We start from the raw sequence: 25,519 nt of genomic DNA on the forward strand, positions 1-25,519 counted from the left end.
AGTGAAGTTCTGCGGTGGGCAGCGAGGATGTGCAGGTAAGCGCAATCGCCATTCTTGACACGACGCTCTTTCAACTGCATGCTCTTGCATTTGACGATCCTATGTAGTCACATGCGCCAACTTTGCGCGGCTTCGTGGATGAGCCCTCACGATGAGGCGGGTTGGACGCAGAACACGGTTTCGTGAGGCCACCTAGGTTAATTTTGATGTTGCGATTGAATCGCCTATGAATCTCGGGCAGCATGGGTTATCTTCGTCTAAGTTTGATTTCGATGAATCGAGACGAGCCACGTATGTTGTCGCTATTTCAAGGATAGGGTTACTCCGATGTCTGAGATTCACTTGTATGAAGGTATTGATCGTGCCTACTTCGCGGCAAGTCTGGACAAGGGGGTGCATTTCTTATCTGCTTTTCTTGAACGGCAAGTTCGGTTCGTGGCTTGCTTAGGTGCTTCTGCTGCTTGGGATGATGTCGAGCGCGCTGGTCGAATGCCACGATCTACCGGTTTAGGTGGGTACTTGGATTATTTGCAAAGTGCGATCGCGGGGCTGGCGGTGGAAGCCAGATTCTCAGATATTTCTGCAATGTATGAATCTATCTTGAATTCACTAGACTCCGACGCACCCAGTTCCCTTGACAGCTTGAAGAAGTACCGAGATTTTCTTGCCCATGGTGGTTTGGAACCAGAAGGCAAGGAACTGCACTCCGCTCTTGAACGTGCAAAGGATTTGAACGCAAAAGCTATTACCAAGTTCATTTCCGGTCGTGGAGGTATCCATCTAATTGACGATAGGTTAATTTTAGGAAGCGGCGAGAGCTTGCATCCTCTAATCATTCAACATCGTGAAACATTTGCAATATATCAGTGCATGAGAAGTGTGGAGGTTTCGTACAATACGCTAAGTCGTGCCATGCCGGAACTTAAAATTGTCGCCAATCAGGGTGATCTATATCAGTCCTTGATCAAGATTGTTAATTCACAAAGTGGTGAACAGAAATTTCGAGAAGTCTCAGATTTTGCTCGAGCACTGAGGCGAGATCTCGAAGGTTATAGAGAGTATCGAAGTCCCTTTGAGGTTGTCGGAAGATACTCGCCATTTGAAGTGAAATGGGTCTGGAAAACGAGTGTCGGACCGGAAGCGCGAATCGATAGGTTCCGAATCGGATCGAATTACGCTCGACAGTGGCTTGATGGTGAAGTGTGGGTAAGCTATGATGTTTTTCTATTGAGCATCTCGAATTGGAAAGTCGTAGTTAAGAGGCTTTGCGAGCAGCTTGAAGAACAGGAACCGATAGTTCTTCCGGCCAGCGTTAGTGAAGATGAAGCATCAATGGTAATTCCAGAAAGTATTGTCACTCGCTACGTAAATGTTGAGGACATTGGATCGAGTTTCGGCGAATCTCACAGCAATGAGAACAATGAACTAGAAAAACTCGTTGATGCATCAGCTCAGAGTTTGACAGGTGTTCCTCAGGTTTTCTTCATTACGGGAGAAGCGGGTGTTGGTAAGACTCACAATCTGTTCACTAAGTCGAAGCAAAGAGCGTTGGATTTAGCGCAAGATCCGCAATTGGGACTTCCCTTCTATCTGTATATTAGTTGCAGTGGTGTGGGACTGAAGAAGATTCCGGAACTTCTGCGTTCGGCGGTCAACAACACTCGAAATTTGGATGATAAGTCAGTCCTATCGCTTTGCCGAAACGGTTTAATGGTTCTTGTGATCGACGGTTTTGATGAATTACTAGGGGGTGCCGGCTACTCCGACGCATTTCAGCTTTTGTCCCCCATCTTGGGTGAGCTCGGAGGGCGCGGGACATTGGTTCTTTCTGCCCGTTCCTCTTATTTTGCAAACCAGTATCGATCGAGTGTGAATACAGCCCTCGCGACTGGAGACATCCCAGCACATCATCGGATCCTTGAGTTGCAGCGATGGAGTAAGGTCGATGTTGAGGCTATGTTTCAAGCAAACCCTTCGTGGGGTCGTTATGGTGACCTATTGGGCGATCAGGATCGCGCCCTTCTGGGTGTACCTTTCTTTTCGCATGTATTTCATTCTTATGCTGCAGACGCGAATGAGGAGAATATTTTCTCTGGTCTACGTTCCGTGCTTATTGATTCGTATCTAGATCGAGAAACAATTAAATTGCAAAGCGCGGGAGGGGGTGGTGAAGTTTCACGAAATCAGTTGAGATCCATTTTTCGGGATTTAGCAGGAATGCTTCATGATGATGGATCGTCGACACTTGACTCCGATGACTTCAAATTCGTCTGTGCGAGTGCACTTGGACTGGAAGCATTTTCTGGTAGATACAAAGCTCTTGGAGATCGACTGCTCGTCCTGTGTGGAATCTCCACTGCAATCTCAGAGACGGGAGGTATCTTATTTTCTTTTGAGCACGAGTTGTTTTATGAAGTTCTTCTTGCGGAATACCTAAGCGACACCTATTTGAGATCATCCGGAGCGAACGGTGCCTTCGTTGGCTTGCTTCAGAGGTCGGTCCTCGGCGATTCGACTCTCCAATCGTTAGTCGATCGAAATGCGGACGAGATCGTGACTGCGCTTCCAAATGCGATGTCTCTGATCTACGATCAAAGTTCAATCCTGGCTAGCAACGTGTCCGGTTTAGTTTCGAAGCTGATTCAGGCCATAGGATCCGTTCCAGCAAATTACCTATCGTCTATTCGGTTAAGTGAACTCGAAATAACGACTCCAATACCAGGTGGAGTGAAGATAGAGAACTGTGAAATTGACCATCTGCGTGTATCAGCGAATTCGGGATCGGTTCTAAGTGTCCGTAATAGTAAAGTTGGACGACTGGAAGTGCAGGCAGTGTCTCAGGATCGCAAGTTTGATTTGGAATTGGATGATCAAAGTCGAATCAATGAACTACATATCCAATGGATAAATGGTGGCGCTGCCAAGTTCTTTACTGGTGGACTTGAAATTCTCCGTGCTTTGCAGAACCTTGGCGTTCAAGGATTGCAAGAAAGAATAGCCGAAGCTGAGCAGAGGGATCCATCCGAATTTGAGCTCTTCTGTGTCGATGTTTTGGAGAAGATGTCTGCGCGAAATGAAAACTCCTACGTGATCGATTCTCGCACTAAGGTGCCCGGCGATGGGGCTAGCGCTTGGATGCCGCGACCCACAAACGGCCATTGGGCCGAACTGACCGAATTATTAAGAAGCAATGACCTGGCTGGGATCAAAGGAATAACCGCCTCGGGTGCTTCAAAGAGCGTTGTCACTTTCAAAGTCCTGTCCGAGCGGGTTGCCCGCTCTGATCATTCAGTCGCGGGTATTGCTTCATTTTGGGCTGAGGTTCGTAGCGGCAGGTGACCTTATTGCAAGACGCCACCAAACCGATTGACCCCGGCTTCGTGTCGGATCTTGAGGTCTTAGTCGCTAGTGGGGCTCTTGCGCATCTGGTCCCGCAATGCGCCCTGAACGGCTTGTGAAACCCACGAGTTGAGGGAGACTCCGTTCTGATTGGCTGCCTCCTCGGCGCGGGCTTTGATCTGCTCCATCATCCTCAACGTCACTCGGCTGATATCGCCGCTGACGTCGTCGAACGAGTAAGTGGAGTCCTTTCTCTCATCGTCTGCCTTCTCGTTTCCGCCCTCGCCGCCGGTCGAATTCGTCGGGCGGACGACGTCGGTCACGATCTCGTTGCCGTCGAGATTGACCCTGACCTCACGGCCGTCGAGTTTGGTCCCGATCTCCTTGGCCAACTCCGTCGCCGCGGCCAACAAGACCAGGCGGACCGAGGGTTCGATGGCGGCGGACAACGACGCCGCAATCCGGCGCGTGTGATCGTCGCCGAGTTCGGCTGCGGTGACGAGGTCATTCTGCAGCTTCGCGGTGTACTCCGAAATGTCCATGACACCAGAGTGACGTCAAAAGTGACGTCAGTCAAGGATGTGATGACGTCACTCGATCTCGGGGGTGGTTGACCGCTATAGAGTTGCCCAGCACCTGAGGCGAACGGCGCCCGGGTTTCGTGCTGGTCGTTTCGTGCTTGTCGAGGAGTGGGTTGTGCCGAACACGGTGTCGCTGAAAGTGCAGTTGGTGGCGAAGTCCGAGTTCTTCCCGCCCGAGGACATTCCGTGGGAGACGGACGCGGATGGCGGCGAAGCGCTCGTCGAGTTCTCCGGCCGAGCCTGTTACCAGAGTTGGTCCAAGCCGAATCCGCGAACCGCAACCAACGCCGGCTATCTGAGACATCTGCTCGAGGTCGGACACGTTTCGGTGCTCGAGCATGCGACGGTGAGCTTCTACATCACTGGTATCTCGCGCTCGTGCACTCACGAATTGATTCGTCACCGGCACTTCTCGTACTCGCAACTCTCGCAGCGATTCGTTCGCGAGAATGATGCGAACGTTGTCGTGCCTCCCGCGGTCGAAGGTGATCCTGAGCTCGAAGCACAGTTTCTGTCTGCCACCGACGAGAGCCGTCGCGCTTACGGCGAACTGCTGACCGCCCTCGAGGGGAAATTGCAATCAGTGCCCGGTGCCCCGATGCGTGGGAAGCAAGCCAGGCAAGCTGCGCGCTCGGTGCTGCCCAACGCAACCGAGACGCGCTTGGTCGTGACCGGGAACTATCGGGCCTGGCGGCACTTCGTCGAGATGCGCGCCACCGAACATGCCGACGTCGAGATCCGGCGAGTCGCGATCGAGTGCCTACGTCAGCTTCGTGACGTCGCCCCAAATGTGTTCGGGGACTACGAGATTCTCCGCGGAAGCGACGGATCGGAAATCGCCGTCAGTGCATTTGCGGCCGAGTCGTGACTCGTGTGCAGAAGTAAGAGCTGAACCGGGTAACCTTCTGACCATGACCTACGGTGATTCCGCTTCTCTTGTCGAGCGTCCGTTCGGCACCATTTCCGTTGCGATGGTGACCCCGTTCACTGCCGACGGGAAGTTGGACGTCGACGCGGGAGTGCGCCTCGCAGCCCATCTCGTCGACAACGGCTGCGACGGCCTCGTTCTTGCCGGCACGACCGGTGAGTCTCCCACCACCACCGAGTCCGAGAAGCTCGACCTGCTCCGCGCAGTGATCGACGCCGTCGGCAACCGCGCGAAGATCGTTGCAGGCGCCGGGAGCAACGACACCGCCCACAGTGTCGAACTCGCCCGTGACGCGGCTCGCGCCGGTGCGCACGGTCTGCTCGTCGTCACCCCGTACTACTCGCGTCCGCCCCAGGCCGGACTCTTTGCACACTTCACCGCCGTCGCCAACGCGACCGACCTGCCCGTCATGTTGTACGACATTCCGCCCCGCTCCGTCGTCCCCATCGAGACCGAAACGATCCGCCGACTCGCCGAGCACCCGCGGATCAAGGCCGTCAAGGATGCCAAGGGCGACCTCAACGCCGGCGCAGAGTTGATCGGCACCACCGAGCTTCAGTTCTTCTCCGGTGACGACCCGCTGAACCTGCCGTGGCTCGCTGTCGGTGCTACCGGCTTCGTCAGCGTCATCGGCCATCTCGTTCCAGGTCGCCTCCGCGACCTCCACACCGCGTTCGTGTCCGGCGACATCGCCCGCGCACGCGAGATAAACCTCAGTTTGATCCCTGTGATTCGTTCCGTTGCCCGCCTCGGCGGTGTCAGCGCTTCGAAGGCGGGTCTGCGACTCATCGGAATCGATGTCGGAGAACCACGCCTTCCGCAGGTTGCACCCACTAAAGAGCAGATCGACGGTCTTGCCGCCGATCTGCATGCGGCAGGAGTTTTGTAAATGACCCGTCCCCCCCGACGTCGTAGTGCCAGTCGTCAAGCCGGTCCGCCTTCGCCTCCGGCTCCCGAAACGGCCGCGAAGGCCGCACCGGTAGAGGCACCAGCTGCGCCGGCGGCAGAAGCGGCCCCCGCCGCAGCCGCCCCGCCCAAGAAGGCCGCAGCAGCCAAATCTGCAGCGACCAAGTCCGCCGCCACCAAATCTGCTGCACCCAAGAAATCGAACGAAGACAGGTCGCCACGCAAATCTGCCGGCGGCAACCGTCCGGCAGCGTCGAAGGCGGGCAACGGGCGCGGAAACAAGCGCCCCGAGAACCGTCCGGCCGTCGATCCCACCGGTCGCCTCGGAACACCCCCGAAGGCGCCGGCATCAGGTCTGCGCATCGTCGCTCTCGGTGGCATCGGCGAAATCGGTCGCAACATGACGGTGTTCGAGCACCGCGGCAAGTTGCTGATCGTCGACTGCGGTGTGCTGTTCCCCGAGGACCAGCAGCCTGGCGTCGACCTGATCCTCCCGGACTTCCGCTACATCGAAGACCGTATGGACGACGTCGAAGCCGTCATCTTGACTCACGGCCACGAGGACCACATCGGTGCTCTACCGTTCTTGCTGCGCCTGCGCGCGGACATTCCGGTCATCGGCGCGAAGTTCACTCTCGCCCTCGTTGCCGCCAAGTGCCGCGAGCATCGCCTGCGACCGAACCTCGTCGAGGTCGTCGAAGGAAACACCACCACTCACGGCCCGTTCGACTGCGAGTACTTCGCCGTCAACCACTCGATTCCCGACGCGCTCGCGATCGCGATTCGCACCGACGCCGGAGTTGTACTGCACACCGGTGACATCAAGCTCGATCAGCTGCCTCTCGACGGCCGCCTGACCGACCTCGCCGGTTTCTCCCGCCTGGGCGACGAGGGTGTCGACCTGTTCCTCGTGGACTCGACCAACGCCGAGGTCCCGGGATTCGTCACGCCCGAGCGTGAAATCGGGGGAGTGCTCGACAACGTCATCGGCAAGGCGAAGCAGCGCGTCATCGTGGCATCGTTCGCCAGCCACGTGCACCGCATCCAGCAGGTCGTCGACGTTGCCGCTCGGTACAACCGTCGCATCGTCTTCGTCGGCCGCTCGATGGTCCGCAACATGCAGATCGCCCAGGATCTCGGCTACCTCACGGTGCCAGACGGACTGGTCGTCGACATCGACACCGCCGCCACCCTTCCCGACGATCGCCTGGTGCTCATTTCGACGGGTTCGCAGGGTGAGCCGTTGGCAGCGCTCTCGAGGATGGCGCGCGGCGAGCACCGCCAAATCAACATCCGGGCCAACGACTTGGTCGTTCTCGCGTCCTCCCTGATCCCGGGCAACGAGAACTCCGTTTTCGCCGTGGTCAACGGCTTGGCCAAGCGCGGTGCCACCGTCGTGACCCAGCAGAGCGCCAAGGTTCACGTCTCGGGCCACGCGTCCGCCGGTGAGCTGCTCTACCTGTACAACGCGGTTCGGCCCACCAACGCCATGCCCGTCCACGGTGAATGGCGCCACCTGCGTGCCAACGCCGCCCTGGCCAAGGCCACCGGCGTTCCGGAAGAGCGCATCGTGCTGGCCGAGGACGGCGTCGTGGTCGACATGGTCGACGGCCTCGCCGAGATCGTGGGACGCGTACCGGTCGGACACGTCTACGTCGACGGTCTGTCCGTCGGTGACGTCGGCGAGCCGACGCTCTCCGATCGCCTCGTACTCGGTGAAGGCGGCTTCATCGCCATCACCATCGTCATCAACGAGTCGACAGGACGCGCAGTCAGCACTCCCGAGGTGTCCGGTCGCGGTTTCTCCGACGATCCGACGGCACTCAAGGCCGCCGCGGATCTCGTGGAATCGGACCTGGCCCGGTTGGCGAGCGAAGGCGTCATCGACGCTCATCGCATCGCGCAGTCCGTGCGCCGCGTCGTCGGACGCTGGGTCGCGGACAAGTACCGCCGCCGTCCGATGATCATTCCGACGGTCATCGCGGTTCCGTAGATTCGGCACAGCAGGTCGCTTCCGCTCGAACCCGGTCCGGTTCGAGTACTTTGGCGAAGGTGACCTTCGCTCATGACGAACGACTCGCCCTGGTTGACAGCATGGTCGAGTTCGGCCCCGATGCTCCGACACTGTGTGGGGAGTGGACCAATCGTGACCTGGCAGCACATCTGATTGTCCGGGAGCGGCGTCTCGACGCCGCTCCCGGAATCATGTTGAGCCCTCTTGCCGGTCACACCGAGAGCGTTCGAAAGGCCGCAGCGGCGCGTCCGTGGGAGGAGATCCTCGACGACGTTCGGAGCGGGCCGCCGCGATGGTCGCCGATGTACTGGCTCGACGCGCAGGTCAACACCACCGAGATGTTCGTTCACCACGAAGACGTACGCCGCGCACATCTGAACTGGGCGCCGCGTCCGTTGTCGGAGGGTCGGCAGGCTCAGCTGTGGAAGTACGCACGCCAGATCGGCAAGATGGGCTACCGCAAGGCTGCTGTCGAGGTAATTTTCGAACTTCCCTCCGGCGAGAGTGCGGTCGTCCATAAATCCGGCTCTCGCAGTGTTGTCTTGCAGGGCGAACCCGCCGAGTTGCTGCTGCACGCATTCGGTCGCAACGAAGTGAAGATCGAAGCCAAAGGTGAACTGGCCGACGTCCAATCCGTGATGGCGCTCGATCGCAGTTTCTGATTGCCTTTTTCTACCTGAGTGGCGCTCGAACGACGGGTTGCGAAGATCACGTTTCGCACTCGCGACCAGTGTTGCTGGTGTTGCGGATGGTCCAGATGGGGTCGCACAGACTAGCCTGAACTCCATGGCAGGTAAGTCGAGCGCCCGGGGATCCAGTACAAGCACGTCCACGTCCAGGGCATCGACCAGGTCGTCAGCCTCCACTCCGAGTGCGCGCACGACCGCAAAACCTCGCACCTCCCGCACCACACGGACCGTGTCGACTCCTCGGAACGTCACGACTTCGGCCAGGGCTGGTGGGCGCCCGGCCTCGGGCAAAGGCTCCAAGCCAGCGCCCAAGAAGGCCTCCGGTACGTCGTCGGCCGCGCGCCGCCCGGTATCGAAAACGTCTCAGCGGGCCAGTCCGTTGGCGGCTGTCGGCAAGGGAATCGGAGCCGGGTGGTCCCTGGCTGCCCGCGGCGTCGGCGCCACCACACGCACCGTCAGTAAGGTCGGCGAGATCGAAGCCGGCCACCGCCGCGACGGAATAGCGCTCGGCCTGATCGCATTCAGCGTCGTCATCGCCGGCGGCGTCTGGTTCAAGGCCGGTGGTCCGATCGGCGGCGGCATCGACACCCTTGTGCGCGCTATCTTCGGCGCGGCCTCGGCCGTGCTCCCCATCGTCGGCGTCGGCCTCGCGATCCTGTTGATGCGCACAGAACCGAAACCTGAGATCCGCCCCCGACTGATCATGGGATCGTTGCTGGTCGGTCTGCCGGCGCTCGGCCTCTGGCACATCATCTCGGGTTCACCGACAGACTCCACCGGTCGCTCCAACGGTGCAGGGTTCGTCGGGTACGTCGTGGGCGGCCCGCTCACCAATGGGCTCACCGTCTGGCTGTCTGCGCCGCTGCTGGTCATCGCCGCCGGATTCGGAATCCTCCTTCTGACCGGAACCACGCTGCGTGAGGTGCCGAGCAAGTTCCAGTCCTTCTTCGGTGCCTCGTATCGCTCGGACGAATACGGCGACTACGGATCCGAATTCGACGAGGACGGCGAGCACCACTACGGCGAATCTGCTTACGATCCTTCACTGTTCGACGCCGACGGCTACCCGGTCGACACCTACGCCGAGCCACCGCTCAAGCCCGCCAAGCGGACCAGCCGACGCGCACCGATCGACAACTACCCGACGGACGAGTTCGAATCCGGCGACAAGAAGACCGAAGTACTCGGTCTGTGGAACGCCGACGACACCGCAGTACCCGACGAGCCCGTCGTGGCTGCTGCCGCGCCCGTCGTGGAGACTCCGGCGCCGCGCCCCAAGGTGCCGGCCCGTTCCGTCCCTATCGCCAAGCCTGTGCCGAAACCCGAACCGGAGCCGGAGGAGAAGGAACACTTCGTCACCGATCGGGTCACCGACGGCGACTACAACCTCCCTCCGACGACGTTGCTGATCGAAGGGGACCCGCCCAAGCTCCGCAGTTCTGCGAACGACGCGATGATCGAAGCGATCAGCGAGGTCCTCGAACAGTTCAAGATCGACGCCGCCGTTACCGGATTCACCCGAGGCCCGACAGTGACGCGGTACGAGGTCGAACTCGGCCCAGGCGTGAAGGTCGAGAAGATCACCGCGCTCGCCCGCAACATCGCCTATGCAGTGGCTACCGACAACGTCCGTCTCCTGGCCCCCATTCCGGGTAAGTCCGCCGTGGGCATCGAGGTACCGAACTCCGACCGCGAAATGGTTCGCCTCGCCGACGTGCTGAACGCGCCGAGCACCCGACGCGATCACCATCCACTGGTGATCGGTCTGGGCAAGGACATCGAAGGTGACTTCGTCAGTGCCAACCTCGCGAAGATGCCCCACCTCCTGGTGGCAGGTTCGACCGGCTCGGGTAAGTCGAGCTTCGTGAACTCGATGCTCGTCTCGTTGCTCACCCGAGCAACGCCGGAAGAAGTACGGATGATCCTCATCGACCCCAAGATGGTCGAGCTCACGCCGTACGAAGGTATCCCGCACCTGATCACGCCGATCATCACTCAGCCGAAGAAGGCCGCGGCAGCGCTGGCCTGGTTGGTCGAGGAGATGGAACAGCGTTACCAGGACATGCAGGCCAACCGGGTGCGTCATATCGACGACTTCAACTCCAAGGTCAAGTCCGGCGAAATCACCGCCCCGCTGGGCAGCGAGCGCGTCTACCGTCCGTACCCGTACATCCTGGCAATCGTGGACGAACTGGCCGACCTCATGATGACCGCGCCGCGCGACGTCGAAGAAGCGATCGTCCGCATCACGCAGAAAGCCCGTGCTGCCGGTATCCACCTGGTGCTGGCAACGCAGCGCCCGTCCGTCGACGTCGTCACCGGCCTGATCAAGACCAACGTGCCGTCTCGTCTGGCGTTCGCGACGTCTTCACTGACGGACTCGCGAGTCATCCTCGATCAGCCAGGCGCCGAGAAGCTCATCGGTATGGGTGACGGCCTCTTCCTGCCCATGGGTGCGGGTAAGCCGACCCGTATGCAGGGCGCGTTCATCACCGACGAAGAAATCTCGGCGGTCGTCGACTTCGCGAAGAACCAGGCGGAGCCCGAGTACACCGAAGGTGTCACCGCGCAGAAGGCCGGGGAGAAGAAAGACGTCGACCCCGACATCGGCGACGACATGGATGTCCTCTTGCAGGCCGTGGAATTGGTGATCACCAGCCAGTTCGGTTCGACGTCGATGCTTCAGCGCAAGCTGCGAGTCGGGTTCGCCAAGGCCGGCCGACTGATGGACCTCATGGAAAATCGTGGCGTCGTCGGACCCAGCGAGGGCTCGAAGGCCCGCGAGGTACTCATGAAGCCTGAGGAACTCGACGGTCTGCTGTGGTCGATTCGCGGCGGCGACCCGGATGAGGCACCCGCAGACGAGTAGGGACACCTCGGCGGACAAGCCGTCGACAGACGACCGGAGGAACCCGTGCATGTGACGCCGTTGGCTTGGGGAATCACGATCGTGGTGATCCTCGGCCTGTTCGTCTTCGACTTCTTCGCCCACGTCCGCACTCCGCATGCGCCGACCTTCCGGGAGTCCGCATTCTGGTCGACGGTCTACATTTCGATCGCCGTCGTCTTCGGCCTCGTCGTGATGTGGATCTGGGGCACCACGTACGGCGGTGAGTACTTCGCCGGCTATGTCACGGAAAAGGCGCTCTCGGTCGACAATCTGTTCGTCTTCGTGATCATCATGTCGACCTTCGCGGTACCACGAGAGTTCCAGCAGAAGGTTTTGCTGATCGGCATCGTCCTCGCGTTGGTGATGCGCGGAATCTTCATCGGTGTCGGTGCCGCCGCCATCAACGCATACAGCTGGGTGTTCTACCTCTTCGGTGCGTTCTTGATCTACACCGCGTACACCCTGATCCGCGATCACGGGCACGAGAAGGAAGCCGAGGAGAAGCGCGACAGTCGCATCATCTCGCTCGTGAAACGGGTGCTGCCGACTACCGAGGAATACGACGGCGACAAGTTGATCACCCGGATCGACGGCAAGCGCGTCGTGACTCCGTTGTTGTTGGCGCTCATCGCAATCGGCTTTGCCGACGTGCTCTTCGCGCTCGATTCGATTCCGGCGATCTACGGTCTGACTCAGGAACCGTATCTGGTCTTCACCGCCAACGCCTTCGCGCTGATGGGTCTACGGCAGCTGTACTTCCTGATCGGCGGGTTGCTCGAACGGCTGGTCTATCTCTCGTACGGGCTCTCGATAATCTTGGCGTTCATCGGTGTGAAACTGGTACTTCACGCGTTGCACGAGAACACCCTCTCGTTCGTCAACGGAGGTGAACACGTCTCCGTGCCGGAAATCTCCACGGCACTCTCACTCGGAGTGATCATCGGAGTATTGGCGGTGACGACGGTCGCGAGCCTGTTGAAGACTCGCGACCGGGCCGGGGAGTAGGCCGACGCTCTCAGGCGCTGAACTGACCCAACACCGGAACCCACTCGGTGATCCGGACCTTCTCGATCAAATCGGCGATCGCGAACGGGTCGTGGGTGAAGAGGAGTGAAACGGTGTCGGCGTCAGCGGCGTCGACGATGATCAGCGCGCCGTTTCCATCTGCAAACGGGCCAGATGACAGAACGATCGAGCGGGAAACCAGATCCGCGAGCCAGGCGCGGTGATCGCTGCGGACTTCGTCGCGCTGAGGGGTCTTCTCGGGTGCGTAGGTGTATTCGACGAGGAACAACGACATCGTGAACCGCTTTCGGAGGCTGGTGATCGAGACAGGTGTGTTTGAAGAGTCTGAACGGTTCAGAGAGTCAGGAGCATGCGAGTATTGCCGAGTGTGTTGGGTTTCACATAGCTCAGATCGAGGAACTCGGCGACGCCGGCGTCGTAGGACCGACACATTTCCGCATAGACCTCGGCGGTGACGGGAGTGCCGTCGATCTCCGCGAATCCGTGACGGTGGAAGAACTCGGTCTCGAACGTCAAAACGAACAACCGTTCCAACTCCAATTCCTTGGCGACCTCGATGAGTTTGTCGACGACGTGGAAACCTGCGCCCTGCCCTTTCGCAGTCGGATCGACTGCGACGGTGCGGATCTCACCCAGGTCCGCCCACAGCACATGCAGTGCGCCGCAAGCGATTACCTGGTCGCCCCGCTCGGCGACCCAGAACTCCTGGACTGCCTCGTACAGCGTCACGAGATTCTTCTCGAGCAGGATCTTGCCGGCGTAGATGTCGATCAGACGCTTGATTTCGGGGATGTCCGACGTTCGCGCGCGACGCACGATCAACTGGCTCTCGGTATAGGTCGGCGCGGTCGAAGTCATGTGGTGCACATTAGTCAATGGCCCTACCGATATTCTAAGTCGCGTGCCTGTCCGCCCCACGCAATTCCCGCGCCGCTCGGCTGTATCCCGGGTTCGGCTCACCGCCTGTGCGGTGATCCGATGAGTACCCCGCGCGATCAGACCGACGCCCATCGCGCCGCCGTCGGCCCGTCCGACGGCACACCTGTCGCGGACAACCCGGTTCCGTTGCTGAACATCGCGAACATTCTCACGATGATCCGAATGGTTCTCGTTCCGGTGTTTCTCGTTGTTCTGTTCGTCGACGGCGGACACTCGACGTGGTGGCGTCTCGGGGCGATGGGCGTGTTCATCGTCGCCGCGATCACGGATCGGATCGACGGCCAATTGGCTCGGAAGTACGGTCTGGTCACCGATTTCGGGAAACTCATGGACCCGATCGCGGACAAGGCGCTGATCGGAGCCGCACTGATCGGGCTCTCGGTTCTCGGTGACCTGTCGTGGTGGGTGACCGGAGTGATCATCGCCAGGGAACTCGGAATCACGCTGCTGCGGTTCGCGGTTCTGCGGCACGCGGTCATCCCGGCGGGCAAGGGCGGCAAGCTCAAGACCCTCGTGCAGGCCGTTGCGATCGGGTTCTACCTCTGCCCGCTGCCGAGCAGTTGGGACATCGTCAGCGGGCTGCTGATGGCTGCTGCCGTCGTGCTGACGGTGGCGACGGGAATCGAATACATCGTGCAGGCGATCAGGCTTCGCGCCGGAGTTCGCGCAGTCGAGTCATGACCGACCCGCTGCTCGGACTCGGAGTGGTCGAACTTGTCGAGGCCCTCGGCGCCGCGAAGCAGACTGTCGCCGCCGCCGAATCTCTGACAGCAGGGTTGTTCACGGCTGCAGTCGCGTCGGTGCCGGGGTCGAGCGCGGTGCTGCGTGGGGGTCTGGTCGTGTACGCGACCGACCTGAAAGCAACACTGGCTGGTGTGGATCCAGGCCGCCTGGCAACGGACGGCCCCGTGTCCGAGAGCACGGCGGTGGCATTGGCGCTCGGTGCCCGGACGAAGTGCGGTGCGGACTGGGGTATCGGTCTGACCGGAGTCGCCGGTCCGAGTGAGCAGGACGGACACCCGGTCGGAACAGTGTTTCTCGGTATCGCCGGCCCTGACGGAACCGAATGCGAACCGCTCGCGCTCGGCGGCGAACGGTGGGAGATTCGGACAACCGCGGTCGCGACTGCCGTGTCGCGGTTGCGTGATCGTGTCGTAGAGCGTGCGGCACGATAGGCTCGGGAACCAATCGGATGTGTTCGGACGTTGACGATTGTGAAGACGTACGACCATGCACGATGAGGTCACGGATGAAGGAGGAGCGAGATGGCGCTGCTATTGCGTGAGGCAATCGGTGACAGTCTCCGGCGTACGCGCGTTTCGCAGAGCCGCACGCTACGTGAGGTGTCGAACAGCGCGCGTGTGAGCTTGGGCTATCTGTCCGAAGTGGAACGTGGACGTAAGGAAGCATCGAGCGAATTGTTGGCGGCGATCTGTGATGCGCTCGCAGTCCCACTGTCCGACGTGCTGGTCGACGTGAGCGAGACCCTGGCCACGAAGAAGAGCGCTCCGGTAGCTGGTCGGCAGGTTGCCGAACCTGCCGTGTCGGCTTCCGGCTCTGTCTCGGCTTCCGGTTCGCCGACTATCGCACGCGATACCCGCGTCGTGATTCCGGCACCGAACGCTCGAAGGTTGGCGGCGGCGTAGCCACTACCGGCCGTAACCGATAGATTTTGTACGTAACCGCCGGTTTCCAGCAGGTGGGGTCAGAGCAGATAGGGCGCAGCCCTTGTTTCGGTGCGCGACGGTCGCGCTCCGGGTCGCGTTCGGCGCGGCGCATCAGATGGAGGCAGGATCAAACCAATGGCTAATCCTTTCGTCAAGGGCTGGAAGTACCTGATGGCGCTCTTCAATTCGAAGATCGATGAGAAGGCAGATCCAAAGGTTCAGATTCAGCAGGCGATCGAGGACGCACAGCGCCAGCATCAGGCGTTGTCCCAGCAGGCTGCGTCGGTGATCGGTAATCAGCGTCAACTCGAGATGAAGCTCAGCCGTCAACTCGACGAGGTCGAAAAGCTCAACGCCAACGCGCGCCAGGCAGTCAACCTCGCCGATCAGGCCGCTGCTGCCGGCGACAACGACAAGGCGATTCAGTACACCAACGCTGCAGAAGCTTTTGCGGCCCAGTTGGTGACGGCCGAGCAGGGCGTCGAGGATCTGAAGGCACTGCACGACCAGTCCTTGCAGGCAGCCGCTCAGGCCAAGAAGGCCGTCGAGCAGAACGCGATGACTCTGCAGGCAAAGGTTGCCGAGCGCACCAAGCTGCTCAGCCAGCTCGAGCAGGCCAAGATGCAGGAGCGCGTGAGCGAGTCCCTTCGTTCCATGGACAGCACGCTGTCGGCTCCGGGCAACACACCCAGCCTCGATGCTGTGCGCGACAAGATCGAACGTCGCTACGCTGACGCACTCGGCTCTGCCGAGCTCGCCCAGAACTCCGTTCAGGGCCGCATGATGGAGGTCCAGCAGGCCTCGGTCCAGATGGCGGGGCACAGTCGCCTCGAGCAGATTCGTGCATCCATGAAGGGCGAGGCGCTGCCGTCCGGCGGCGCAGCAGCCACTCCCGCGACTCCGTCCGTCGAGAAGCAGCCCCCGGCTGCCGGTCAGACCGGGCAGTAGCTGAATCCTCGATGTCGGCAGTGATGCTCTGATGTTTTCTTCACGAGACGGTCGATCTGGGCGTGAGCCCCGGTCGGCCGTTCCCGTTTCCGTATCCGGCGCTTTCGGAGCCTTGGGACGCACCGCGGATACATTGCGCGAGGTCGGGCTTTCGGCGGCGGATGCCGCTCGGCGGTGGCAGGACCCGCGGGCCAAGTTCGAGCGCAAGCGTGCCCGTGCGCGCCGACGCGCTCAGCGTTGGGGTTTCATGTCCGGCGGATCCGTGGTCGGCACGGCCGGCCTCGCCGTCGCGTCGGCTCCCGAGTGGTCGGTGGTCGTGGCAGGCGGGGGAGCGGCACTGTTCGCCGTTCCCGCCGTGATCGCGGTCGGCCGCTACCGTTCGATGAGTTCCGGCCCACCGCCGTCAGCGCCGATTCGCCGGCGGTTGCCACCGTCGTCGTCTCGCGCGTTCATCCCGATGTCGCGCCTCATCGGCGCCGAGACTTCGCTGTTCGAGATCTTGAGTGTGCTCAGACGCGCCGACACCATCGACCCCGGTGAGTTGGACGAAATCACTGTTACCGCCGATTCGGCACTGAGAGCGATGTTCGCGGTGTCTTCGGATGTCGTCGCGATGGAACGCGCCGTGGCCGCGACGCCGAAGGTAACCGAACCTCTTGATCCCACCATCGACGGCGCAGTCCGTGAGTTGCAGTCGGGGCTGGATCAGTACGAGGATCTGGTGACCTCTGCAGCTGCTCTGACAGCGCCTCACAGCCCGTCGGCGCTGGTGGGGTTCAACCGAGAACTCTCGGCGCTGCACGCGGCCGCCGAGCGACTCTCGGCGCTTGCCGACGCCATCGGCGAGGTGGACGACATCACCCGCAAGTACAACTGATCGGCTCTCGCGCCTGATCGATGCAGACTGTTCGACATCTCAGTCGTCGGCGCCGCGGGCCGCCAATGCTTCACCCATTGCGTCCGCGGTCATCAGGGTGCCGACGATGACCGGCACTGCGAAGGATCGCAGCGAGAATCCGAGCCCTCGCGCCTTGCGTGCCTCGGACACCTGTGTGATGACCTCGAACATCAGCGGGATACACCGGATCGTCATTGCGAGGAGCAAAGCAATCCGTTCGGGATTGACGCCGAAGCGTCGCAAGGGTGTCAGAAATCTGGTGATCGCGTCGAGCATCTCGGAGATCCGTGTGGTCAGACCCATGATCGCCGCGAAGGCGATCGAAATGATCAGAACCCCGCAAACGACGGCCGCTCGCTGCCATCCCGCGACTATCAGCTGGAACGCCCCGATGAAGAGCAACATCCACAGCGCCGGACGCAGCTGCCGGATCGCAGTCATCGGAGGAATGCGCGCAATCGCGTACAGGGCCACAACGACGATCGTGGGAGCTGCCAGTTGCCACGGCTCACGCACGAAGATCGAGACGGCGAGGATGGCCACGACCAAGGCGAAGAGCTTGATCCCCGTCGGCATCCGGTGCAGGAGTGAGCAGCCCGGACGGTAGACGCCGAGAGTGGTCACGAGACCAACGACCGGTAGTGGTCGATGGAGTCGGCGGGGGAGCCGTCAGCGACGACGCGGCCTTGGTCGACGACCAACACCCGTTCGAAGGATTCGAGGAGATCGAGTTGGTGGGTCACGACGATCAGTTGCTGATCGAGTGACGCGAATACCGAGCTGATCAGCCGAGAGTTGCGAAGGTCGAGGAGCGTAGTGGGTTCGTCGGCGACCAGTACGTTCGGTTCCGTCACCATGATGGCCGCGAGCGCGAGGAGCTGTTTCTGCCCGCCCGAAAGCTGGTGGGTGGGATGGTCGGCGTGCCCGGCGAGGCCGTAGCGTTCGAGCACCGAGGCCACCTTTGCGGCACGCTCGGCTTTGCCCAATCCGCTACGGCGGAGCGAGAATTCGATGTCCTCGGCAACCGTCGGCATCACGATCTGGTGGTTGGGATCGGTGAAGACGAATCCGACCTGCTTGCGTACGTCGCGGCCCTTCTTCGCCGTGTCCAAGCCGTTGACGTGGACGTGTCCTTCCGTTGGAACGACCAGTCCGTTGATCATGCGAGCGAGGGTCGACTTGCCGCTTCCGTTCGCACCCACGATTCCGATTCGCTGCTCGCTCAGTCGCAGATTTATCTGCTGCAGGACCGTTCGTTCACCGAAGCTGTGTCCGACGTTCTCGAAGACGATCTCACTCATCGGAGATTAATTCGCCACCACGGTCTTGTTCGACGAGATCATCGAGTCGCGCAGCAGTGCTGGGTATGCCCGATGAACCTGGGACGCGACCAACGCGGTGACGACCGCTTTTGCGGCGTCGAGAGGAATGAAGGCGGCGTTGGCCGACCATGCGGCAACGAAGCTCATGTGTCCGCGGACCATCATTCCGACGATGCCGAACGCGTAGAGAATGACCACGCCGCCGAGAAGGTTGATGCCGATGCCCGCGATGATCCGGTACTTGGGCAGCATCTTGGCAGTCAGCCATCCGATGACAAACGCCGTCGGGATCCAACCGATGAGGAATCCGGCTGTCGGGCTCGAGAGAGACACGAGTGCGGTGCGACCGCCGGCAAGGACCGGTAGACCGACCAATCCCAGGGCAATGACCGTCAGGACGGCGAGAACACCCTTGCGCGGTCCGAGTAGAGCGCCGGCCATCATGACGCCCATGGACTGAAGTGTGATCGGCACGCCGGAAATGCCGATGTTGATCGACCCGGGTAGGCCCAGCGCGATGATGAGTGCGGCGAAGACGGCTACATGCGCGAGATCGCGAGCGGGGAAACGGGTCGTAGACACTGCGGACGTGCTCCTTCGGCATACGGGATCGAACTTCGCGAGTTTACGCCAGGAGCAAGCTCCGATGGGTTGGACACCTGACCTGCGTGAGGGCCGGTCTCGGGGTGAACCCTGATCTTTACCTGAACTTGCCGCTGAGCTGCTGCTTTGTCACGCCAGACCTGTCAGGCTGGTTCTACGGACGACGCAGCACCTGTCCGATTCGACTGATATTCAACGGCACGTTGGAGGTAAGCATGTTTTGGAAGATCGTTTTGGCCGTCGTACTGGTGTGGGTCGCACTCGCGGTGGTCGGTGCCCTGATCAAGGGCCTTTTCTGGGTTCTGGTGGTCGGCGCCGTCGGCTTCGGAATCTATTTCCTGGTGAAGGCGATGTCGGGAAGTGACGACAATTCGCCCGCTTCGCGGTTCTGACGGGCAAGATCTGCCCTATGGAAAACTTCCCCGAGGACTGGCAGCGCGCGATTGTCATCGTGGCGCATCCCGATGACATCGAATACGGCGCAGCCGCAGCAGTGGCGCAGTGGACCGATCGCGGCAAAGACGTGCGATATGTCCTGGCCACGCGCGGCGAGGCCGGAATTGCCGGTCTGTCGCCCGAGGAGTCCGGCCCGGTCCGCGAGGAAGAAGAGCGTCGCTCGGCCGCGATCGTCGGTGTCAGTGAGGTGGAGTTCCTCGGCCTGCCCGACGGTCGTCTCGTGGAAGGCTTGGAGTTGCGCTCGACTCTCGCCGCAGCAATTCGTCGTCACCGCCCGGAATTGGTGGTGACGATGAACTTCTCCCATACCTGGGGTCCCGGCTACCTCAACAGCGCGGATCACCGAGCGCTCGGGATCAGCGTCCTGGACGCGACCGCTGATGCGGCGAACGAATGGATCTTTCCGTCATTGACGGCTCAGGGACTGGCGCCGTGGTCCGGTGTGCGGTGGGTTGCGGTCAACACGATGACTCCTACCCACTGCGTCGACGTGACGTCGACGGTCGATCGCGCCGTGGATTCGCTCGCAGAACATGCGCGATATCTGGCGGCGTTGAGTTCCACGCCGATCCGGGAACAGGCGCGCGCACAGATCGACATGGTCAGCGGACCGAAGCCTGGATTCGACGCCGAGCGCGCAGTTGGTTTCGAGTTGTACTATTTCTGATGATCTCTGAGCGAGAGAACTCGCAAGTCCCGACGGGATTACCGGTGACTTGTCCGGTATTGTGTTACACACGATGGTAATCCGTAACGCAGATGGCCCAATTGTCCCTCGCAAGGCAGACGGTCAGCGCATCCCCAGCCGCGAGATCGACGACGTGATTCTCGACGCAGCAAGGTCGTGTGTCCTCGATTTCGGAATGCAGCGAACCACACTTGCGGAGATCTCGCGTCGCGCCGGCGTGAGCCGGCCGACCGTCTACCGGCGATGGCCGGACACGCGAGCCGTCGTCGCGGATCTGCTCACCCGGGAGATTCGATCGGTGCTGCCCGAGGTGACCTTCACCGGGTCTGCGGCCACATTGCTCGTGGAAGCGATCGGGGACGTCGTCGGCCAGATTCGCGACCATCCGCTCTTCGTGAAGATTCGGCACGCTGATCAAGAGTTGCTCACCACCTACATCGTGGACCGACTCGGCGCGAGCCAGAAGTCGATTCTCGAACTGATCACTTCCGTCGTAGCTGCCGGTCAACAAGACGGTTCGATTCGCGAGGGAAGCGTCAACGAGATTGCGGCGATGGTTCTACTGATGGCTCAGTCCGTCGTCATCTCCGCACCGACTCTCGCGCCGGAACTTTCCGCCGACGCGTCGGTCGAGCAACTCAGACATGCGGTCGCTGCGTATCTGGCACCTGCAAAGAATTCGGGAGAATAGCTGTGGACCCTCGAGATTCAGCAGGCAGTGATTCAGCAGGCAGTGATTCAGCAGGCGGCGATTCAGCTCTCAATGCACAGAGGCGTACTCGTGAGCTCGAGCAGTTGGCGAACGGCGATTCGGTTGACGTCCTGGTCATCGGCGGCGGAATCACCGGTGTCGGTGTCGCTCTCGACGCCGTGACTCGTGGGCTCAGTGTTGCGCTGGTCGAAAAGCACGACCTCGCGTTCGGCACCAGCCGCTGGAGTTCGAAACTGGCACACGGCGGCCTTCGGTACCTGGCTTCCGGCAATGTCGGTATAGCGCGTGAAAGTGCGGTCGAGCGCGGCATTCTCATGACGCGCACCGCGCCGCACCTCGTTCGCGCCATGCCTCAACTCGTACCGCTGTTGCCCGAAACGTCGTTCTTCGGGAAGGCCCTGGTGCGTACCGGTTTCCTGGCCGGTGACGCTCTGCGCATGTCGGCGCGAACCCCAGCTTCGGTTTTACCCAGATCACGGACGGTCAGCGCTGCGCGAGCGCGCGAATTGGCTCCCGCGGTCAAGCAAAAGAACTTACGCGGCGCCTTGACCGCGTTCGACGGGCAGCTCATCGACGACGCCCGCCTCGTCGTCGGCATCGCCCGAACCGCAGCGTCCCACGGCGCGCGAATCCTGACCCGCGTCGGTGCATACGACGTATCCGGAACGTCGGCCACCTTGCGCGACGAGTTGACCGGGTCCGAGTTCTTGATGCGTGCCCGCGTCGTGGTCAATGCGACCGGTGTCTGGGCTGATCAGGTCGACTCCAGCATCACCCTGCGCCCCAGCCGCGGGACGCACCTGGTGCTCGATGCAGCGCGATTGGGGAACCCCACGGCAGCACTGACCGTGCCGATTCCCGGCGAGACCAACCGTTTCGTCTTCGCGCTGCCCGCGCAGCTCGGCCGGATCTACCTCGGGTTGACCGACGAAGCAGCGCCGGGACCGGTGCCCGACGTACCGACGGCGTCCGAGGACGAGATCGACTTCCTGCTCGACACCGTGAACACGGCGTTGGAAGTTCCGCTGACCCGTGAGGACGTCTTGGGGACCTTCGCGGGTCTGCGTCCGCTGCTGGACACCGGTGAAGGCTCGACGGCCGACCTCTCGCGCAATCACGCTGTAGTCCGTTCGGACTCGGGCTTGGTCACGGTGGTGGGCGGAAAACTCACGACGTACCGCAAGATGGCCGAAGACGCCGTCGACGCCGCGGTCGAGGTCGGATCGCTGAGCGCCGGGGCGTGTCGGACACGCGCGTTGCCGCTGGTAGGCGCTGCATCACCGGTGGAATTGAAAAAGATCAAGGCACCGGCGTCGTTGGTGGCGCGATACGGCACAGAGGCCGAGGTCGTGGCCGCGGCGAGCAGCGATCGACTCCGATCGGTTGCGGACTTGGAGATCTGCGGCGCCGAGTTCGATTTCGCGGTATCGCATGAAGGCGCACTCGACGTCGACGACGTCCTTGATCGCAGGACGAGAATCGGATTGGTGGCTTCGGATCGCGAACGCGCACTGGGTGCGGCGGAACAGGCCTTTCACTCGGTGTGACACTCTGATCCGGTGCGTGTAGCCGTTGTTGCCGGGCCGGACCCGGGTCATGCTTTTCCCGCAATAGCGTTGTCGCTGGCGTTGATCCAGGCCGGCGACGACCCGATTCTGTACACGGGGACCCGGTGGGTCGAGGCAGCGCGAGCGGCCGGCGTGGAAGCCGAGCCTCTCAAGGGCTTGGCCCCGCGGCCGGGAGACGACGATCTTGATGCAGGCGCTCGGATTCATTCGCGCGCCGCCTATATTTCCACCGAACTGCTTCCCGACCTGAAATCCGTCTCCCCGGATCTCGTCGTCTCCGACATCCTCACTGCCGGAGGCGGATTGGCCGCCGAACGGCTCGGCGTCCCCTGGGTGGAACTTTCGCCTCACCCGCTGTACTCACCGTCGCGGGGGTTACCGCCGATCGGCAGTGGGCTCGCGCCCGGCATCGGAATTCGTGGTCGACTTCGCGACACCCTGATGCGCGCCGCAACAGGACGTTCGATCAAGCAAGGGTTGGCCCAGCGCTCCCAGGCCCGTGTCGGCATCGGGCTACCCGCCCTGGATCCAGGCCCGCATGCTCGCCTCATCGCAACACTTCCAGCACTGGAAGTGCCGCGCCCCGACTGGCCGGAGCATGCACACGTCGTCGGCCCGCTTCTGTGGGAGCCGACCGAGGTGATTCTGGACCCACCGCCAGGTGACGAACCGCTGGTCATGGTGGCGCCGTCCACGGCGCACACCGGCGCAGTGGGAATGTTCGAGGGCACGGTCGAAGGACTCGGCGGCGCCGGTGTGCGGCTGATCGCGTCGATGCTCGACGGAGCCGAAGGCGAGCATCCCGATTGGGTTCGTGCAGGTCTCGGACGCCAGGACGCGATGCTGCGTGACGCGTCGGTGTTGGTGTGCGGCGGCGGGCACGGCATGTTGGCGAAGGCCTTGCTGGCCGGCGTGCCGACGGTCGTCGTTCCCGGGGGTGGGGACCAGTGGGAGTTGGCCAATCGCGCTGCGCGGGCAGGGACGTCGGTGATCGTGCGGCCCGCAGATGCCCGCTCGATTCGCGATGCCGTACTGCAGGTGCTCTCCGACAAACGATTCGCGGAAGCTGCGATGTCCGCTGCTGCGACTGCGTCGCAGGTCACCGATCCGGTGGCGGTGTGCCGACAGGTGGTCAACGGCGGTGTGACGGCGTGAGCATGTTGCGCCTGAATGCAGGTGCACCGTTCTGTGGACTACGGTGGCGGCTGTGCGGTTGACCGAATTTCATGAAATGGTGCGCGAAGAGTTCGGGCAGGTACGAGGCGACTCGATGCTGATCGACCATGTACTCCAGAGTCTCGACGGAATGACTGCTGCGGAGGCCGTCGAAGCAGGTTGGGAGCCTCGCGAAGTGTGGCGTGCGCTCTGTGTGGAGTTCGACGTACCGCCCGCCCGCCGCTGATTTTTTCGGCGTGTCGAACGTCTCCCATCTTCTGTTCGAACACGTGTTCGTCTATGCTGAAGCTGTTCGGTGGTGACGCTCCTTTCGTAACTGCGAACTTTCGGTTATCGACAAGCACGGTTATCGACAAGCACAGTGATCGACAAGCACAGTGATCGACAAGCGCGAAAGCAAGATCGAAAAGTCTGTCGGTGGCCGGATCTACTCTGATCGCAACACACCAACAGGGTCGGCTCAGGCAGGCGCTGAAGAGACGGAGTCTGCTCAGGCAGGCACTGAAGACTGAAACAAGGATGGGGATCACGATGGCACCACAGGCACCTGATCGGGACAAGGCACTCGACCTCGCGTTGGCGCAGATCGACAAGAACTTCGGCAAGGGTTCGGTGATGCGCCTGGGCGAGGGTGTTCGTCAGCCCATCGCCGTCATTCCCACCGGTTCCATCGCGCTCGACGTCGCGCTGGGTATCGGCGGACTGCCGCGTGGCCGCGTCATCGAGATCTACGGCCCGGAATCTTCGGGTAAGACCACCGTGGCACTGCACGCAGTTGCCAATGCTCAGGCCAACGGCGGCATCGCGGCGTTCATCGACGCGGAGCACGCACTCGATCCCGACTATGCAGCCAAGCTGGGCGTCGACACCGATGCACTCCTGGTCTCGCAGCCCGATACGGGTGAGCAGGCCCTCGAAATCACCGACATGTTGATCCGTTCGGGCGCCCTCGACATCGTCGTGATTGACTCCGTGGCCGCTCTTGTTCCTCGCGCCGAGATCGAAGGCGAGATGGGTGACAGCCACGTCGGTTTGCAGGCTCGACTGATGAGCCAGGCACTGCGCAAGATCACCGGTGCCATGAACAACTCGGGCACCACCGTCATCTTCATCAACCAGCTTCGCGAGAAGATCGGCGTGATGTTCGGTTCTCCCGAAACCACCACCGGTGGTAAGGCACTGAAGTTCTACGCTTCGGTCCGCCTCGACATCCGTCGTATCGAAACTCTCAAGGACGGTACCGACGCAGTCGGTAACCGCACCCGAGTCAAGGTCGTCAAGAACAAGGTCGCGCCGCCGTTCAAGCAGGCCGAGTTCGATATTCTCTACGGCCAGGGCATCAGCAAGGAAGGCTCGCTCATCGATATGGGTGTCGAGCACGGGTTCATCCGCAAGTCCGGCTCCTGGTACACCTACGAAGGTGACCAGTTGGGTCAGGGCAAGGAAAATGCTCGTAAGTTCTTGCTGGAGAACACCGATATCCGTGACGAGATCGAGAAGAAGATCAAGGAAAAGCTCGGTATCGGTGCTGACGTCACTGCAACCGACGAAGCTCCCGCCGACTTCTGAGTTCAGTCATGAGCTTCGACGACGGTGACAACGGCGAGAATGCTCGTGAAGAGTACGGCGCTCCTCGGCGTCGATCCCGTCAACGATCCGAGAAGCCGTCGCAACGCGCAGAAGGCGGGACAGAGGCGCAGGCCAAAGATGCTTGCCTGCGCCTCCTGACCGACCGGGCGCGCAGCCGCTCCGAACTGGAAACCAAGCTGAGCGGACGCGGCTTCGAACCCGAGATCATTACCAAGGTCCTCGATCGACTCCAGGAAATCGGGTTGATCGACGACGCGGACTTCGCGAACCAATGGGTTCATTCGCGGCATACGTACTCGGGCAAGGGAAAGCGTGCACTTGCAGTCGAGTTGCGGCTCAAAGGAATCGACCAGGACGTCGCTTCCGAAGCGTTGTCGCAGATCGATCCGGAAGATGAGCGCGAGCGAGCAGCGGAGCTGGTTCGGCGGAAGCTGAAGAACAAGCCCGTCGATGATCGTGACAAGGTCACGCGTCGACTGGTCTCGATGCTGGCACGCAAGGGATATTCAGCTGGGATGTCGTACGAGGTGGTCAAAGCCGAGATGGCGGCGGTCACCGACTCGTAGCGAAGTGCAGCAT

The 25,519-nt window shown here is 61.3% G+C and carries 26 protein-coding genes; 20 read left to right on the forward strand and 6 right to left on the reverse strand.

Annotation, left to right across the window (positions count from 1 at the left end):
* Positions 1–327: 327 nt before the first annotated feature.
* Positions 328–3,339 carry an NACHT domain-containing protein gene (locus AC3WQS_RS09760; RefSeq protein WP_492712467.1) on the forward strand — a complete coding sequence of 1,004 codons (3,012 nt, stop codon included), beginning with the start codon at positions 328–330 and terminating at the stop codon, positions 3,337–3,339.
* Between the two features lie 59 nt (positions 3,340–3,398).
* Here AC3WQS_RS09760 and AC3WQS_RS09765 read toward each other — a convergent pair whose 3' ends face one another.
* A complete protein-coding gene (locus tag AC3WQS_RS09765; protein WP_492712466.1) occupies positions 3,399–3,881 on the reverse strand; it encodes a toxin-antitoxin system HicB family antitoxin in 483 nt (160 codons plus the stop codon).
* Positions 3,882–4,035: 154 nt separating this feature from the next.
* On the opposite strand from AC3WQS_RS09765, the gene thyX reads away from it, so the two are divergent.
* The 6 genes from thyX to AC3WQS_RS09795 all read left to right on the forward strand — a co-directional run bounded on the left by thyX (position 4,036) and on the right by AC3WQS_RS09795 (position 12,352).
* Positions 4,036–4,788: an FAD-dependent thymidylate synthase gene (gene thyX / locus AC3WQS_RS09770; RefSeq protein WP_492712465.1), complete on the forward strand. Its 753-nt coding sequence runs from the start codon at positions 4,036–4,038 to the stop codon at positions 4,786–4,788.
* A gap of 43 nt (positions 4,789–4,831) precedes the next feature.
* Positions 4,832–5,737 carry a 4-hydroxy-tetrahydrodipicolinate synthase gene (gene dapA / locus AC3WQS_RS09775; protein WP_003942142.1) on the forward strand — a complete coding sequence of 302 codons (906 nt, stop codon included), beginning with the start codon at positions 4,832–4,834 and terminating at the stop codon, positions 5,735–5,737.
* Positions 5,738–7,747, forward strand: a complete 2,010-nt coding sequence (locus AC3WQS_RS09780; RefSeq protein WP_397510916.1) for a ribonuclease J — start codon at positions 5,738–5,740, stop codon at positions 7,745–7,747.
* A gap of 59 nt (positions 7,748–7,806) precedes the next feature.
* Entirely contained in the window at positions 7,807–8,430 is a 624-nt protein-coding gene (locus AC3WQS_RS09785; RefSeq protein WP_003942175.1) for a TIGR03085 family metal-binding protein, read from the forward strand.
* Between the two features lie 124 nt (positions 8,431–8,554).
* Entirely contained in the window at positions 8,555–11,326 is a 2,772-nt protein-coding gene (locus AC3WQS_RS09790; protein WP_019748180.1) for a DNA translocase FtsK, read from the forward strand.
* 45 nt (positions 11,327–11,371) lie between these two features.
* On the forward strand, positions 11,372–12,352 hold the full coding sequence (locus AC3WQS_RS09795) for a TerC family protein (protein ID WP_069146046.1): 981 nt from the start codon (positions 11,372–11,374) through the stop codon (positions 12,350–12,352).
* A 10-nt stretch (positions 12,353–12,362) separates the two neighbouring features.
* Here the strand turns inward: AC3WQS_RS09795 and AC3WQS_RS09800 are convergent, their stop codons facing one another.
* On the reverse strand, positions 12,363–12,647 hold the full coding sequence (locus AC3WQS_RS09800) for a YciI family protein (protein WP_019748182.1): 285 nt from the start codon (positions 12,645–12,647) through the stop codon (positions 12,363–12,365).
* 59 nt (positions 12,648–12,706) lie between these two features.
* Positions 12,707–13,231, reverse strand: coding sequence for an amino-acid N-acetyltransferase (locus tag AC3WQS_RS09805; protein WP_019748183.1), 525 nt, complete (start codon positions 13,229–13,231; stop codon positions 12,707–12,709).
* Between the two features lie 120 nt (positions 13,232–13,351).
* Between AC3WQS_RS09805 and pgsA the strand changes: the two genes are divergently transcribed.
* From pgsA to pspM, 5 genes are all read left to right on the forward strand, one after another.
* Positions 13,352–13,993 (forward strand): CDP-diacylglycerol--glycerol-3-phosphate 3-phosphatidyltransferase, encoded by a 642-nt coding sequence (pgsA, locus tag AC3WQS_RS09810; protein ID WP_019748184.1) that lies wholly within the window; start codon positions 13,352–13,354, stop codon positions 13,991–13,993.
* The gene (locus AC3WQS_RS09815; RefSeq protein ID WP_019748185.1) at positions 13,990–14,487 is read left to right on the forward strand and encodes a CinA family protein; all 498 of its coding nucleotides are present in this window, start codon (positions 13,990–13,992) and stop codon (positions 14,485–14,487) included. The genes pgsA and AC3WQS_RS09815 overlap by 4 nt, the downstream gene beginning before the upstream one ends.
* 90 nt (positions 14,488–14,577) lie before the next feature.
* On the forward strand, positions 14,578–14,958 hold the full coding sequence (locus AC3WQS_RS09820) for a helix-turn-helix domain-containing protein (protein ID WP_003942191.1): 381 nt from the start codon (positions 14,578–14,580) through the stop codon (positions 14,956–14,958).
* A gap of 156 nt (positions 14,959–15,114) precedes the next feature.
* Positions 15,115–15,927, forward strand: coding sequence for a phage shock protein PspA (pspA, locus tag AC3WQS_RS09825; RefSeq protein WP_003942098.1), 813 nt, complete (start codon positions 15,115–15,117; stop codon positions 15,925–15,927).
* Between the two features lie 31 nt (positions 15,928–15,958).
* Positions 15,959–16,804, forward strand: coding sequence for a phage shock envelope stress response protein PspM (gene pspM / locus AC3WQS_RS09830; RefSeq protein WP_020907518.1), 846 nt, complete (start codon positions 15,959–15,961; stop codon positions 16,802–16,804).
* Positions 16,805–16,843: 39 nt separating this feature from the next.
* Here the strand turns inward: pspM and AC3WQS_RS09835 are convergent, their stop codons facing one another.
* From AC3WQS_RS09835 to AC3WQS_RS09845, 3 genes are read right to left on the reverse strand one after another with little or no spacing between them, the layout of a single operon-like run.
* Positions 16,844–17,449: an energy-coupling factor transporter transmembrane component T family protein gene (locus AC3WQS_RS09835; protein WP_020969466.1), complete on the reverse strand. Its 606-nt coding sequence runs from the start codon at positions 17,447–17,449 to the stop codon at positions 16,844–16,846.
* Positions 17,446–18,126, reverse strand: coding sequence for an energy-coupling factor ABC transporter ATP-binding protein (locus AC3WQS_RS09840; RefSeq protein ID WP_021333596.1), 681 nt, complete (start codon positions 18,124–18,126; stop codon positions 17,446–17,448). Before AC3WQS_RS09840 ends, AC3WQS_RS09835 begins: the two co-directional genes overlap by 4 nt.
* 6 nt (positions 18,127–18,132) lie before the next feature.
* Positions 18,133–18,729, reverse strand: a complete 597-nt coding sequence (locus AC3WQS_RS09845) for a biotin transporter BioY (protein WP_492712464.1) — start codon at positions 18,727–18,729, stop codon at positions 18,133–18,135.
* Positions 18,730–18,965: 236 nt separating this feature from the next.
* Between AC3WQS_RS09845 and AC3WQS_RS09850 the strand changes: the two genes are divergently transcribed.
* From AC3WQS_RS09850 to recX, 8 genes are all read left to right on the forward strand, one after another.
* On the forward strand, positions 18,966–19,142 hold the full coding sequence (locus tag AC3WQS_RS09850; RefSeq protein WP_003942133.1) for a hypothetical protein: 177 nt from the start codon (positions 18,966–18,968) through the stop codon (positions 19,140–19,142).
* A 17-nt stretch (positions 19,143–19,159) separates the two neighbouring features.
* Entirely contained in the window at positions 19,160–19,873 is a 714-nt protein-coding gene (locus AC3WQS_RS09855; protein WP_019748191.1) for a PIG-L deacetylase family protein, read from the forward strand.
* A gap of 73 nt (positions 19,874–19,946) precedes the next feature.
* Positions 19,947–20,585 (forward strand): TetR/AcrR family transcriptional regulator, encoded by a 639-nt coding sequence (locus tag AC3WQS_RS09860; protein WP_069146049.1) that lies wholly within the window; start codon positions 19,947–19,949, stop codon positions 20,583–20,585.
* A gap of 2 nt (positions 20,586–20,587) precedes the next feature.
* Positions 20,588–22,153, forward strand: a complete 1,566-nt coding sequence (locus AC3WQS_RS09865) for a glycerol-3-phosphate dehydrogenase/oxidase (protein ID WP_492712463.1) — start codon at positions 20,588–20,590, stop codon at positions 22,151–22,153.
* A 12-nt stretch (positions 22,154–22,165) separates the two neighbouring features.
* Complete coding sequence (locus AC3WQS_RS09870; RefSeq protein WP_141487358.1) at positions 22,166–23,329, forward strand: glycosyltransferase; 1,164 nt, start codon at positions 22,166–22,168, stop codon at positions 23,327–23,329.
* A 52-nt stretch (positions 23,330–23,381) separates the two neighbouring features.
* On the forward strand, positions 23,382–23,576 hold the full coding sequence (locus AC3WQS_RS09875) for a DUF3046 domain-containing protein (protein WP_003942185.1): 195 nt from the start codon (positions 23,382–23,384) through the stop codon (positions 23,574–23,576).
* Positions 23,577–23,881: 305 nt separating this feature from the next.
* On the forward strand, positions 23,882–24,919 hold the full coding sequence (gene recA / locus AC3WQS_RS09880; protein ID WP_007735170.1) for a recombinase RecA: 1,038 nt from the start codon (positions 23,882–23,884) through the stop codon (positions 24,917–24,919).
* 8 nt (positions 24,920–24,927) lie between these two features.
* Positions 24,928–25,506: a recombination regulator RecX gene (gene recX, locus AC3WQS_RS09885; protein ID WP_020907522.1), complete on the forward strand. Its 579-nt coding sequence runs from the start codon at positions 24,928–24,930 to the stop codon at positions 25,504–25,506.
* Positions 25,507–25,519 lie beyond the last annotated feature (13 nt).

The sequence above is a fragment of the Rhodococcus sp. FW305-130 genome (assembly GCF_058788335.1).

Bases quoted from the DNA above. Each gene is read 5' to 3' on its own strand.
- recA (WP_007735170.1), top strand. From the start codon at position 23,882: ATGGCACCACAGGCACCTGATCGGGACAAGGCACTCGACCTCGCGTTG.
- AC3WQS_RS09800 (WP_019748182.1), bottom strand. From the start codon at position 12,647: ATGTCGTTGTTCCTCGTCGAATACACCTACGCACCCGAGAAGACCCCT.
- dapA (WP_003942142.1), top strand. From the start codon at position 4,832: ATGACCTACGGTGATTCCGCTTCTCTTGTCGAGCGTCCGTTCGGCACC.
- AC3WQS_RS09760 (WP_492712467.1), top strand. From the start codon at position 328: ATGTCTGAGATTCACTTGTATGAAGGTATTGATCGTGCCTACTTCGCG.
- AC3WQS_RS09790 (WP_019748180.1), top strand. From the start codon at position 8,555: ATGGCAGGTAAGTCGAGCGCCCGGGGATCCAGTACAAGCACGTCCACG.
- AC3WQS_RS09855 (WP_019748191.1), top strand. From the start codon at position 19,160: ATGGAAAACTTCCCCGAGGACTGGCAGCGCGCGATTGTCATCGTGGCG.
- AC3WQS_RS09820 (WP_003942191.1), top strand. From the start codon at position 14,578: ATGGCGCTGCTATTGCGTGAGGCAATCGGTGACAGTCTCCGGCGTACG.
- AC3WQS_RS09860 (WP_069146049.1), top strand. From the start codon at position 19,947: ATGGTAATCCGTAACGCAGATGGCCCAATTGTCCCTCGCAAGGCAGAC.
- pspA (WP_003942098.1), top strand. From the start codon at position 15,115: ATGGCTAATCCTTTCGTCAAGGGCTGGAAGTACCTGATGGCGCTCTTC.
- recX (WP_020907522.1), top strand. From the start codon at position 24,928: ATGAGCTTCGACGACGGTGACAACGGCGAGAATGCTCGTGAAGAGTAC.
- pspM (WP_020907518.1), top strand. From the start codon at position 15,959: ATGTTTTCTTCACGAGACGGTCGATCTGGGCGTGAGCCCCGGTCGGCC.
- AC3WQS_RS09815 (WP_019748185.1), top strand. From the start codon at position 13,990: ATGACCGACCCGCTGCTCGGACTCGGAGTGGTCGAACTTGTCGAGGCC.
- AC3WQS_RS09840 (WP_021333596.1), bottom strand. From the start codon at position 18,126: ATGAGTGAGATCGTCTTCGAGAACGTCGGACACAGCTTCGGTGAACGA.
- pgsA (WP_019748184.1), top strand. From the start codon at position 13,352: ATGAGTACCCCGCGCGATCAGACCGACGCCCATCGCGCCGCCGTCGGC.
- AC3WQS_RS09805 (WP_019748183.1), bottom strand. From the start codon at position 13,231: ATGACTTCGACCGCGCCGACCTATACCGAGAGCCAGTTGATCGTGCGT.
- AC3WQS_RS09850 (WP_003942133.1), top strand. From the start codon at position 18,966: ATGTTTTGGAAGATCGTTTTGGCCGTCGTACTGGTGTGGGTCGCACTC.
- AC3WQS_RS09765 (WP_492712466.1), bottom strand. From the start codon at position 3,881: ATGGACATTTCGGAGTACACCGCGAAGCTGCAGAATGACCTCGTCACC.
- AC3WQS_RS09780 (WP_397510916.1), top strand. From the start codon at position 5,738: ATGACCCGTCCCCCCCGACGTCGTAGTGCCAGTCGTCAAGCCGGTCCG.